Source organism: Ilumatobacter nonamiensis YM16-303 (assembly GCF_000350145.1).
Lineage (GTDB): Bacteria > Actinomycetota > Acidimicrobiia > Acidimicrobiales > Ilumatobacteraceae > Ilumatobacter_A > Ilumatobacter_A nonamiensis.
Genome location: NZ_BAOL01000092.1, coordinates 1 through 11,490, shown reverse-complemented (window position 1 = coordinate 11,490; position 11,490 = coordinate 1). Strand labels below are relative to the sequence as shown.

At 67.2% G+C, this 11,490-nt stretch carries 10 protein-coding genes; 4 read left to right on the top strand and 6 right to left on the bottom strand.

The features are described 5' to 3' along the window. Positions 1-33 precede the first annotated feature (33 nt). A complete protein-coding gene (locus tag ON45_RS10515) occupies positions 34-234 on the bottom strand; it encodes an SPOR domain-containing protein (RefSeq protein ID WP_148288636.1) in 201 nt (66 codons plus the stop codon). Positions 235-268: 34 nt separating this feature from the next. On the opposite strand from ON45_RS10515, the gene ON45_RS10510 reads away from it, so the two are divergent. Both ON45_RS10510 and ON45_RS10505 read left to right on the top strand, forming a co-directional pair. Then, on the top strand, positions 269-1,540 hold the full coding sequence (locus ON45_RS10510) for a class I SAM-dependent RNA methyltransferase (RefSeq protein WP_040493717.1): 1,272 nt from the start codon (positions 269-271) through the stop codon (positions 1,538-1,540). 88 nt (positions 1,541-1,628) lie between these two features. Next, the gene (locus tag ON45_RS10505) at positions 1,629-2,531 is read left to right on the top strand and encodes a pseudouridine-5'-phosphate glycosidase (protein ID WP_040493725.1); all 903 of its coding nucleotides are present in this window, start codon (positions 1,629-1,631) and stop codon (positions 2,529-2,531) included. Between the two features lie 43 nt (positions 2,532-2,574). On the opposite strand, the gene ON45_RS21400 is transcribed toward ON45_RS10505, so the two are convergent. Genes ON45_RS21400 through ON45_RS10480 form a run of 5 tightly spaced genes read right to left on the bottom strand, consistent with a single transcriptional unit; the run spans position 2,575 to position 5,847 of the window. Continuing rightward, a complete protein-coding gene (locus ON45_RS21400) occupies positions 2,575-3,021 on the bottom strand; it encodes a DUF5990 family protein (RefSeq protein WP_051062870.1) in 447 nt (148 codons plus the stop codon). A gap of 19 nt (positions 3,022-3,040) precedes the next feature. Continuing rightward, positions 3,041-3,742, bottom strand: a complete 702-nt coding sequence (locus ON45_RS10495; protein ID WP_040493715.1) for a pyridoxamine 5'-phosphate oxidase family protein — start codon at positions 3,740-3,742, stop codon at positions 3,041-3,043. 57 nt (positions 3,743-3,799) lie between these two features. Continuing rightward, on the bottom strand, positions 3,800-4,408 hold the full coding sequence (locus ON45_RS10490) for an NAD(P)H-dependent oxidoreductase (RefSeq protein WP_040493713.1): 609 nt from the start codon (positions 4,406-4,408) through the stop codon (positions 3,800-3,802). Next, positions 4,405-4,998 (bottom strand): NAD(P)H-dependent oxidoreductase, encoded by a 594-nt coding sequence (locus ON45_RS10485; RefSeq protein WP_040493711.1) that lies wholly within the window; start codon positions 4,996-4,998, stop codon positions 4,405-4,407. Before ON45_RS10485 ends, ON45_RS10490 begins: the two co-directional genes overlap by 4 nt. Before the next feature lie 3 nt (positions 4,999-5,001). After that, positions 5,002-5,847: a sulfite exporter TauE/SafE family protein gene (locus ON45_RS10480; protein ID WP_051062869.1), complete on the bottom strand. Its 846-nt coding sequence runs from the start codon at positions 5,845-5,847 to the stop codon at positions 5,002-5,004. Positions 5,848-6,079: 232 nt separating this feature from the next. Here ON45_RS10480 and ON45_RS10475 point away from each other — a divergent pair, with 232 nt between their 5' ends. Both ON45_RS10475 and ON45_RS10470 read left to right on the top strand, forming a co-directional pair. After that, positions 6,080-9,736 carry a multifunctional oxoglutarate decarboxylase/oxoglutarate dehydrogenase thiamine pyrophosphate-binding subunit/dihydrolipoyllysine-residue succinyltransferase subunit gene (locus ON45_RS10475; RefSeq protein WP_085946534.1) on the top strand — a complete coding sequence of 1,219 codons (3,657 nt, stop codon included), beginning with the start codon at positions 6,080-6,082 and terminating at the stop codon, positions 9,734-9,736. A 32-nt stretch (positions 9,737-9,768) separates the two neighbouring features. Next, complete coding sequence (locus ON45_RS10470) at positions 9,769-11,457, top strand: sensor domain-containing protein (RefSeq protein WP_148288635.1); 1,689 nt, start codon at positions 9,769-9,771, stop codon at positions 11,455-11,457. Positions 11,458-11,490 lie beyond the last annotated feature (33 nt).

The window sequence follows — 11,490 nt, the reverse complement described above, 5'->3', positions numbered from 1 at the left end:
GCACGGAGCGCCGGAACAGATCACGAGAACGGGTCAATCGGAGGGGTTGGAGTCCGACCATTCCTCGTCGGCGTCGTCCCAGGCGTCGTTGCGCTCCTCGACCTTCGACCGCCAGTTCTCGGCCTCGGCCTTGCTCGCATAGGGACCGAGCGTGTTGTCGCTCACCCCGCGTTCCGACGCCGGCACGGCGCGCTTCTTGTCGAGATCCCAGTACCACTCGTCCGAGGTGCTCATCGTCAGAGTCTGACACGGTGCGTACGCTGCTGGCATGTCGACGACGGAACCGGTCACACTCCGAGCCGAACGGATGGTGGCCGGGGGTGATGCGATGGCGCGCCTCGAGGACGGGCGGGTGGCGTTCATCACCGGTGCGCTTCCCGACGAGGAGGTCGAAGTCGACATCCGCAACGATCGCAAGGACTTCGTGAAATCGACCGTCACCGAGGTCCTCGAACCGTCGCCGGCGCGAGTCGTGCCCACATGTCCGCACCGCCGAGCCGGATGCGGCGGTTGCGGCTGGATGCACTTCGTTCCCGAGGCCCAGTTCGCGGCCAAGTTGGAGATCGTTGCCGAGTCGCTCCGGCGAGTCGGCCGTTTCGAGGCGGATCAGGTCGACGGTTGGATCGAGCCCGGAGCGGCGGTCGAACCGTACGGGTATCGCACCACGCTTCGGCTGGTCGGAATGCCCGGCGGCGGCGTCGGGTTCCGCGAGGAGCGCAGTGACGAGGTCGTCCAGATCGACCACTGCCAGGTCGCCCACGAGAACCTGTCGAAGCTGCTGCGGAACATCGACGTTGCGCCCGGCGTGGAGTTGACGTTGCGGACGTCCGCATCGACCGACGGGATCACCGCCCGCTGGACCCGACCCGAGGACCGCCGTCGCCGCAACGAGAAGCGGCGGAGCAATGCAGCACCGGGGGAGTCGGTCAGTGGCCTCCCGCCGAAGGTCCACATCGGTGACCGGGCCTTCCTGACGGAGCGCATCGCCGGGCGCAACCTGCAGGTGTCGGCTCCGTCGTTCTTCCAGTCGGGACCGGCTGCGGCCGAACTGCTCGTCGATGCGGTCGAGCGCGCCGCCCCGGAACTCGCACATGCGGAGCATGCGGTCGATGCGTACGGCGGTGTCGGTCTGTTCGCGGCGACCGCCATGCACGGCGCCCGACACGTCACCTTGGTCGAATCCGCCCGGTCGTCGTGTTTCGACGCCCGTGAGAACCTGTCGAATCGGGAGGGTGACGACGACCGCAGCGTCGAGATCGTGCGGAGCGAGTTCGGCGCCTGGACCGCGGACCCGAAGCACGGGGCGATCGACGTCGTGGTCGCCGATCCGGCTCGTCCCGGCCTCGCGAAGCCCGGTGTGGCCGCGATCGCACGGACCGAAGCGCCGGTCGTCGTACTGGTCAGCTGCGACCCGGTGTCGCTGGCCCGTGACGCACGACTGCTCGCCGACGAGGGTTACGCGATCCAACGCGTGGAGGTGCTCGATCTGTTCCCGCAGACCCCGCACGTCGAGTGCGTCACCCGTTTCGTGAGGTCCTGAACCGTTCGCCGTCGGAAAATGCCCGCGGGGGAGGGGCGCCGACGCTCCTCGCGGCGGTCGGGCGGTGACCGGCCGTACGCTGATCTCGATGATCGACGTGCGCTGTTCCGACGAAGTCCGTGACGCCTTGGAGTCCGGCGGCCCGATCGTCGCGATGGAGTCGACGATCTACTCGAACCTCGGATTGCCTGCGCCCGCCAACGGCGAGGCGCTGGATCGGTGCATCGCGGCGATCCGCGGCAGGGGAGCAGTTCCCGCCGTCACGGCGGTGCTCGACGGACAGGTGCGGGTCGGACTGGACCCGGCCGAGCACCCGCTCATTCTCGGCGACGCACGCAAGGCGGCCGAACGCGACGTGCCCGTGGCCGTTGCGCAGCGCTGGGACTTCGGAGCGACGACGGTGTCCGCCTCGGTGGCGATCTCGGCCGCCGCGGGCATCTCGGTCTTCGCGACGGGAGGCTTGGGCGGCGTCCACCGCGGTGCCGAGGTGACCGCCGACGTGTCCGCTGATCTCGACGCGCTCGCGAGCCACCGGGTCGTCTCGGTGTCGGCGGGGGCGAAGGCATTCCTCGATCTCCCGCGGACGCTCGAGTACCTGGAGACGGCCGGGGTGCCGGTCCTCGGATGGCAGCACGACTGGTTCCCGGCGTTCTACACACGGTCGTCCGGTCTGCCGGTGCCTCATCGCGTCGAGACTGCCGATGAGGTCGCCAGGACCTTCGCGAACCTGACACGTCCATCGTCGGGACTGCTCGTCACCGTGCCGATCCCCGAAGCCGACGAACTCGACGCGGACGAACTCGATCAGGTGCTCGAGGACGCGCTCGCGGAGTGCGCGGCGAACGGGATCGTCGGCGCCGCGGTCACACCCTTCGTGTTGGAACGCATCGGCCAGGCGACCGACGGTCGCAGCGTCCCGGCCAACCTCGCCCTCGCCGAGAACAACGCCGGTGTCGCGGCGGACATCGCCGTCGCCATCGCCGCCGGCTGACGATTTCGACGCGCCTCCTCCGATGAGATGACCTGGATCCGGTTCATGTCGTCGTGCGCCATTCGATGGCGGGCGGCTTGATGGTGCCGCTGGCAGGCTGACCCTTCGCGTCGGTTGCCCGGAGGTCGGCGACCAGGACGCGATCGTGTTCGATCGCGGCATCGAGGAGGTCGGGGGCGATGCCGTCGAGCTTGATCTTCGCCCTGGCGAACATGACGAACGGCTCGGTCTGGTCCGGGATTCCCCAGGCGAGGTAGATGAAGCGATCACCGCGCCGACCGTGAACATGATCGCCCTGGAAATCGACGTCGGAGTTGCCGGTCCGTACGACGTCGATCGCGGTTCGGAATTCGGTCGTGTCGCATGCCGGCACCGGATCCTCCACGGCGCGACCGCGCTGGAGACCGAACAGGATGCCGTCGCCTGCCGTCCCGGGCGGATCCGTCGCGACGATCGTGAGCCGAACCGAGTGGCGGGATTCGTCGGTCATGTGTTTCCTCGGATCCTCGCTACGCCTCGGCGTGGGCGTCCTGGCCGTCCAGTTGAGCAACGGCGGATGGAATCGGAGCTCGGGATCGGAGGTCCGCCGCCGGGAGCGGAGCACCCCATCTCGACGAGAGCGGCACGACGCCCGCCCAGTGTGGTCCGTCCAGGTCCTCGGCCTCGTCGACCGGATCGCCGGAGCGCACTTTGGCCGATGCCTCGTCGAGCGGAACCGCGAGGACGAGGGTCTTCTTCAGGTCGGCGGCCGACGGTGGGCGCGCGGTCCCCCAGATGGGCGTGATGTGGTCGTTGATGGTCCGCAGCGCTGCGAGCTTCTGCTCGGGTTCGTCGATCGCGGTCGCCGTCCCGCGCACCACGACCGACCGGTAGTTCATCGAGTTGTGGAACGGTGTGCGCGCGACGACCAATCCATCGACGATCGTGACCGTCAGGCACACATCGACAGATCGTCCGGCGCGCAGCATGGCATTCGCGAGCGCACCGTGGATCAGGACTTCGTGCCCACCGCGGCTCGATGGCCGCACGCCGTAGGCCATCGGCAGCACGATCGGCCCGTCGTCGGTGGTGACCCCGACGTGCGCGATGACGCCCGCCGACAGGATGGCCCGGATCCGCTCGTCGGCGTACTGAGCCCGGTTCGCGCCGCGACGAAGGGTGGTCCGAGCGGAGGCGGGGCCGTCGGTCGCAGGCGCGGCGGGTCGGGTCATCGGCGCAACGTAGCGAACGGCGCAGCGCTCGCCGCTGGAAGTTTCGTCGTGCGACGGTCAGTGGACGATGCGCGCGATCCGGTCCGGAAGCGCCTCGAGGAAACGGGTCCGGCTGTCGGACGAGGCGTTGTCGATGCCGTAGAACGCGAGCCAGTGGGTCCGCGTCAGCGGATGACACATCGTGCGCAGGCTGCGAAAGACGGTTCGCTTGCCACCCTCGCCCTGGAGGGAGTTGACGAGCTTCGACGAACCGTGCGAGGTCACCACGACGAGTCGACGGACGTTGCGGAGCCGCGGCCGGAGGCGGCTCGCTCCGTCGGGGAGCTCCCAGGCCACTCCGGACGCCCAGACACGGTCGATCCACCCTTTGAGCATGGCGGGCTGGCCCGACCACCAGGTGGGGTAGACGAGGACGAGCGTGTCGCACCATTGCAGATCCTCTGCGTGCTCATCGAGGTCGTCGGCGACGCCCGGTCGGAGATGCGCGCGATGCTCGGCAGCGGACAACTCGGGCACGAACTCCTCGCGGTACAGATCGTGAATCCGCACGTCGGCGCCGGACTCCTTCAGCCCCGCGGTCACCCGCTCGAGCGCGGTCGAGATGAACGCGTCGGTCGCGGGGTGGCAGTGGATCACGAGGACGCGCCGACGCCGATCACGCCTCATCGCAGCTCGCTCAATTCTCGTTCGACCCGTGCAGAGAACTCTGCGCGCTGTTCGGGGGAGCTCGCGTCGATCCCGTACAGCCCGAACCATCGACACGAGGTGCGGCGACCGCACGCCAGGCGGAGCGCCCGCAACAGGGTCCGACGACCGTTGTCGTTGATCGCCCGCACGTACCAGCGCGGAGACCCGTAGGTCGAGATCCCGATCAGGTGGTCGATGTTCGTCAGTCCGGGTCGAACCTTGCCGGATCGTTCATCGAAGCGGAATCCGACACCGGGCACCATCACCCGTTCGAGCCACCCCTTGAGGATCGCCGGCAGGCCGCTCCACCACGTCGGGTACACGAACACGAGCGCATCGACGGACCGGACGAGGTCGACCTGTTGCTGGACCACCGGGTCGAGGATCGGGCGCTCGCCGTGATAGGCCGACCGTTCCTCCGCGGACATCGCGGCACGGAACCCCATCCCGTACAGGTCGACCAGCTCCACCTCGTGGCCGGCCGCACTCAGCCCGGCTACCGCGCGGCTGGCGAGTTCGTGGGCGAAACCGTCGGGATTCGGATGGGCCAGAACGACAGCGACGTGCATCGATCAGTGGACCTCGTTCGCCCGGTCCTCGGACGGATTCGGACTCGGGCTCGGTGTGGCGTCGGGCTGCCACAGTGTTCGGATCTGGATCGCCGCGACGATCACCAGGAGCACGGCGAACGTCGCGTTCGAGAAGGTGGCGCTGAGCGAACGCGCGATCAGACCGCCGATCACGGCGAAGATCACACCGGACGCTCCGACCGCGATGCCGACGCGCAGGTCGACGTTCCGGTTGGACCGGTTCCGCAGGGTCCCGACGATCGAGGATGGAAGGATCACCGCCACCGAGGTTCCCTTCGCGAGCACGGGCGGCATCGAGAACAGCACCACCATCGCGGGGACCAACACGACACCGCCACCGATTCCGAGGAGCCCGGCCAGAGTGCCGGTGATGAACCCGATCGCGATCAGGAGGAGCGCGGTGGCCGTGGTCTGCGGATCTCGACCGACCGCGTCCGACGGAATCAGCAGGCGCACCGCGGTGAGCACGATGACCACGACGAAGATGATGGTGAGCGGCCGCTTCGGAATGATCTGGAGCAGTTGCGTGCCCACGACCGCACCAGCGATCGCGCCGATCGCGAGGAACAGCGCCACCGTCCAGTCGACGTGATCTCCCGCCGCGTACGTGACGAGGCTCGCGGCGGCCACCGGGACGGTGGCCGCGAGCGACGTTCCATGGGCGAGCCTGCGGTCCATCGACAGCAGCGTCAGCAGCGCGGGGACGATGACGATCCCCCCACCGATCCCGAACAGCCCGCTGAGCAGGCCGGCGGCAGCGCCGACGATCAACCCTTTCCATGGGACGACGGAGGCGCGGGTGGGTTCACTCGTCACGGCATCCGTCACGGCGTCACCCTAACCATGCGTTGCGATCGACGGACCGGACGCCCGTTTCCGGCGCGATGGGGCCGCTCGGCTCCATGCCGGGCTCACACGGAGGGCCGAGGCGCCAGATTGTTGCGTTTGCCATCTCGTCAACCGACACCGCGTGGCTACCCTGTCGGTCGTGGCAACGCCTGAAAACCAGACCGGAGGAACAGGGACGGACTTCGGTGCGAACTCCTGGCTCGTCGAGGAGATGTACGAGCAGTTCGTGAACGACCCGGACTCGGTCGGCGACCAGTGGCAAGAGTTCTTCGCCGACTACAAGGCCACCGCGCCGTCCCTCGCTGCAGCGGCCGCTTCATCGTCTCGTGTGCGTGAGGTTGCGGCCGCACATCGCTCGTCGGACCACGATTCCGACGGATCGGGAGAGCTTCCGGCCCCGGCTCCGGCCGACGCACCGACGAAATCGGACGCGAAGCCGGCTCCGCCCGCCAAGCCGGCGAAGACGAAGGACAAGCCGGCCGAGGACGCACCGAAGCCCGAGGCCGATCCCGGCAAGCCGATTCGCGGTGCCGGCGCGGCGATCGTGCGGAACATGGAGGCGAGCCTCGACGTTCCGACCGCCACGAGCTTCCGCAACGTGCCCGCCAAGCTGCTCGAGGTCAACCGCAAGGTGATCAACGGCTTCCGCGCACGGTCGGGGCAGGGCAAGATCAGCTTCACCCACCTCATCGGTTGGGCCGTCGTGCGGGCGATCGCCGATTCGGTCCCGGCGATGAAGAACGGCTTCACGACCGACGACGACGGCAAGCCGCTGCTCGTGCAGCACGACCATGTGAACATGGCGCTCGCCGTCGACGTCGAGAAGTCCGACGGCAGCCGAACCTTGCTCACGCCGATCATTCGCGACGCCGACACGCTCGGCTTCGCCGGGTTCCTCGCGTCGTACGACGAACTGATCCGCAAGGTCCAGAACAACAAGCTCACCGTCGACGACTTCATGGGCGCGAACGTGTCGCTCACGAACCCCGGCACGATCGGCACGGTTCAATCGGTCCCGCGCCTGATGCCCGGCCAAGGGCTGATCGTCGGAGTCGGATCGATCAGCTTCCCCGCCGAGTTCGAGGGGGCCGACCCGGCGAGTCTCGCCGGGATGGGGTTGAGCAAGGTCGTCACGATCACTTCGACGTACGACCATCGGATCATCCAGGGCGCCGAATCGGGATTGTTCCTCAAGCGGGTCAAGGAGTTGCTGCTCGGCGAGCACGAGTTCTACGACGAGATCTTCCAGAGCCTCGACCTGCCCTACGAGGCGGTCAAGTGGCGTCCCGACACGAACCCGATCAACAAGGAGGAGGCGATGCTGCGCAAGCAGATGGCCGTCGCCAAGTTGATCCGTGTCCACCGTGTCCGCGGGCACCGCATCGCCGACCTCGACCCGCTGCGGTGGACCGAGCCGCACACTCCGCGCGAGCTCGACCCGGCCACGTACGGTCTGACGATCTGGGACCTCGACCGTGAGTTCCTCACCGACGGTGTCGGTGGCGTCGAGAAGTTGAAGCTGGGCAACCTGTTGGGTGTCCTGCGTGATGCGTACTGCCGCACCATCGGTGTCGAGTACATGCACATCCAGAGCACCGACGAGCAGAAATGGGTGCAGGATCGGGTCGAGACCCCGCAACAGGAGTTCGGGATCGACGACAAGCGCCGCATCCTCGAGCGCTTGAACGCCGCCGAGTCGTTCGAGAAGTTCCTCGCCACCAAGTATGTCGGCACGAAGCGATTCGGCATCGAAGGTGCCGAGTCGGCGGTCCCGATCCTCGACGTGATCCTCGGCAACGCCGCCGACGACGGCCTCGACTCAGCGGTCCTGGGCATGGCGCACCGTGGTCGTCTCAACGTCCTGTCGAACATCATGGGCAAGAGCTACGAGGCGATCTTCTCGGAGTTCGAGGGTCACCTCGATCCCACGTCCGTTCAGGGTTCCGGCGACGTGAAGTACCACTTGGGGGCGAAAGGCAAGTACGTCAGCCCGGCCGGTGCCGACATCGCGATCGAGCTCGCCGCGAACCCGAGCCACCTCGAGACGGTCGACCCGATCGTGATGGGCATGGTGCGCGCGAAGCAGGACCAGATCGATCCACCGGGTTCGTTCCCCGTCCTGCCGCTGCTGATCCACGGCGACGCGGCGTTCGCAGGTCAGGGCGTCGTCGCCGAGTGTCTCGCGATGAGCGACACGGGTGGCTACCGCATCGGCGGAACCATCCACCTCATCATCAACAACCAGATCGGCTTCACGACCGCGCCGGGCAACGCCCGCTCGTCGCCCTACTGTTCCGATGTCGCAAAGACCGTCCAGGCGCCGATCTTCCACGTCAACGGTGACGACCCCGAAGCGTGCGTGCGGGTGGCTCAACTCGCGTGGGACTACCGCCAGACGTTCAACAAGGACGTCGTGATCGACATGGTCTGCTACCGGCGCCATGGTCACAACGAGGGCGACGATCCGAGCTACACGCAGCCGTTGATGTACAAGGCGATCGGCGATCGGCGCAGCGTCCGCAAGCTCTACGTCGAATCGCTGGTCAAGCGTGGCGACATCACGATCGACGAAGCCGAGCAGGCGCTCACCGACTTCCACGCGAAGCTGCAGGTGGCCCTCGACGAGACGCGTTCCTCGGCACCGGCCTCGATGATCGTGCCTCGGCCGCCATCTCCCGTCGGCGTCCTCCCACCGGTTCCGACCGGCGTCGACCGCGATCGGCTCGACTCCATCTTCGCTCAGCTCACGGACTACCCGGAGGGCTTCACGATTCATCCGAAGCTCGCCAAGCAGTTCGAGCAGCGGGCCAAGATGTACGAGTCGGGTGACATCGACTGGGCGCTCGGCGAAGCACTCGCGATCGGCTCGCTCGTGCTCGAGGGCCGTTCGGTGCGATATTCGGGTGAGGACACCCGACGCGGCACGTTCAGCCATCGCCATGCGGCGCTCATCGACTACGAGACCGGCGAGGCCTTCGTTCCGCTGGACAGCCTCGAGGGCGCCGACGACGCTCGATTCTGGGTGTTCGACTCGCTGTTGTCGGAGTACGCGGCGCTCGGTTTCGAGTACGGCTACAGCCACACGAATCGGGATGCGTTGGTCGTGTGGGAAGCGCAGTTCGGCGACTTCATCAACGGCGCACAGATCATCATCGACCAGTACATCGTCGCCGCCGAGGACAAGTGGGGTCAGCAGAACGGCGTCGTGCTGCTCCTGCCGCACGGCTACGAGGGACAGGGTCCCGAGCACTCCTCGGCGCGGATCGAGCGGTTCCTCACACTCGCGGCCGAGGACAACATGCAGATCGTCAACACGACGACCGCTGCGAACTTCTTCCACCTGCTCCGGCGCCAGGTTCACCAAGAGCGTCAGACCCCGCTGATCGTGTTCTCGCCCAAGCAGGGTCTGCGGATGAAACAGACCCGTTCGTCGATCGATGAGCTCACGCAGGGATCCTTCCAGGAGGTCATCGACGACCCGGCCGACCTCGATCCGGAGTCGGTGACCCGGATCGTGTTCTGCTCGGGCAAGGTCGCGTGGGATGCAATGGCCGAGCGCGACAAGCGCGAGGAGCCGGTGGCCATCGTGCGTGTCGAGCAGCTGTACCCGCTGCCGACCGAACAGATGCTCGCGATCCTGCGGAAGTACCCGAACGCGACAGAACTGCGGTGGTTGCAGGAGGAGCCCGAGAACATGGGCGCCTGGAACTTCATCGAGCACCACACCTGGCGGGTCAAGGAGCAGGGCTACGACCTGCGCCACGTTGCCCGCGTGGAATCGGGGAGTCCGGCGACGGGCTCGAAGACGATTCACGATCAGGAACTCGAACAGCTCATGGACGGCATCTTCGCTCCGTCCGAGGAGTGACCGTCCTGCCGAGGACGATCGGGGTTCCTGACGTGCACGATTCTGCGCTTCCCCCCGGTCGGTCGGCCCAGGTGGGGTCGCTCGGGGCCAGCGACGGCGAGGCCTTCCCGCTGGAGGAATCGATCCGCAGGACGTATCGCCACATCGAACTGGCGGTGCGCGAAGGGACGATCCTGATCGGGCACGACGGCCGAGTGGTCGACAGCTTCAAGGTCGAGCAGCGACTCGGGATCGAGAGCGGGTCGCTGGTGGGCGGTCACCCGTTGCCCGACGGCTGGACGATGAGCGACGACGAATGCGAATCGATTCCGCGTGACGAGCATCCGGCAGTGGTCGCGTGCCGCACGGGCAAGCGGGTCGAACGGGTCCTGACCTACGAGGCGCCCGACCCCAACGGCCTCCGTCATCGCTTTCGGTTCGTCGCCCTGCCGGTGAGCGGCGATCCCGACGTCGCCGTCGATCTGGTCGTCACCGACTACGACCGGCGGCGCGACTCGCGTCGGCGACTCGAGTCACAGGACACACGCTTCCGGACGATGACCGACATGCTTGCGGTCGCGGTCTGGGAGGCGACGACGTCCGGCGAGGTCACCTACGTCAATCCGAAATACGAGGAGTTGACGGGGCTCGGTCTGGCCCAGACGCCCGACCTGCCGATGTTCAATCTCGTGCATCCCGACGATCTCGTCTCGGTCATGGAGGCGGCGAACGACGCAGTGACCGCGGGGGCGTTCCAGGCCCACTATCGGCTCCTCCACGTGGATGGATCATCGCGGTGGGTCTCGTCCCGAATGTCGGTGCTCCGCAACGACGACGGCGACATCACCGGATTCGTCGGGGTCATCGAGGACATCGACGAGCTGCGTCGGTCGGAGCAGCGGACCCAACGCCTCGGGGAGATCGTCGAGGCAGCCGCCGATGCGGTGCTGGTGTTCGAGAACCGTCGGCTCACCTACGTCAATCGGTCGGCGGCGACACTCCTCGGTCGTCTCGATCCGGCGTTCACCACCGACCTCGAGAGCTACGAGTACTCATCCCGACTGCTCGACCGGCTCGCATCGATCGAGGCGCTGCTCGTCGAGGAGGGGACGTGGAGCGGTGACACCGAGTTCACCGACCTCGACGGGGTGCGCGTCGACCTTGCGCTCACCGTCAGCACGACGGTCGACGACGGGGAATGGCGCCACGTCGTCATGGCCCACGACATCCGCGAGCGCAAGATCCGCGAAGCCGAGTTGACGCACAATGCCGCGCACGACCCGCTCACCGGATTGGCGAATCGACATCGCCTCGCCGAGGTGATCGCCGAGACCGCCGACGACCAGCGCGTCGGATTGCTGTTCGTCGACCTCGATCACTTCAAACGGGTGAACGACGTGCACGGTCACGCCGCCGGTGATCGTGTCCTCGAGGTGACCGCACGCCGAGTCGTGTCCGTGGTCGCCCCGGAGTACCTCGTTGCGCGGGTCGGCGGTGACGAGATGGTCGTGTGGGCTCCCGAGGTGTCCGAACTCGACGAGTTGGCGGAGCAGATCGTGACCGCCATCGCAGCTGACCCTGTGCATCTCGATGGCGTGACCTACGCCGTGTCGGTCACCGTCGGTGGAGCGATCGGCCGCGCCGTCGACCACAGTGATCTCATGCGACGTGCGGACGCAGCGCTCTACGCGGCAAAACGGAACGGTCGCTCCTGCTGGAAGATCGACCACCCACCGGCCTGACCCGCCGTTCTCGTGAACAGTTCGCGCACGGAG

Coding starts and splice junctions, on each gene's coding strand:
- ON45_RS10515 (WP_148288636.1), bottom strand. CDS start 234: ATGAGCACCTCGGACGAGTGGTACTGGGATCTCGACAAGAAGCGCGCC.
- ON45_RS10510 (WP_040493717.1), top strand. CDS start 269: ATGTCGACGACGGAACCGGTCACACTCCGAGCCGAACGGATGGTGGCC.
- ON45_RS10505 (WP_040493725.1), top strand. CDS start 1,629: ATGATCGACGTGCGCTGTTCCGACGAAGTCCGTGACGCCTTGGAGTCC.
- ON45_RS21400 (WP_051062870.1), bottom strand. CDS start 3,021: ATGACCGACGAATCCCGCCACTCGGTTCGGCTCACGATCGTCGCGACG.
- ON45_RS10495 (WP_040493715.1), bottom strand. CDS start 3,742: ATGACCCGACCCGCCGCGCCTGCGACCGACGGCCCCGCCTCCGCTCGG.
- ON45_RS10490 (WP_040493713.1), bottom strand. CDS start 4,408: ATGAGGCGTGATCGGCGTCGGCGCGTCCTCGTGATCCACTGCCACCCC.
- ON45_RS10485 (WP_040493711.1), bottom strand. CDS start 4,998: ATGCACGTCGCTGTCGTTCTGGCCCATCCGAATCCCGACGGTTTCGCC.
- ON45_RS10475 (WP_085946534.1), top strand. CDS start 6,080: ATGTACGAGCAGTTCGTGAACGACCCGGACTCGGTCGGCGACCAGTGG.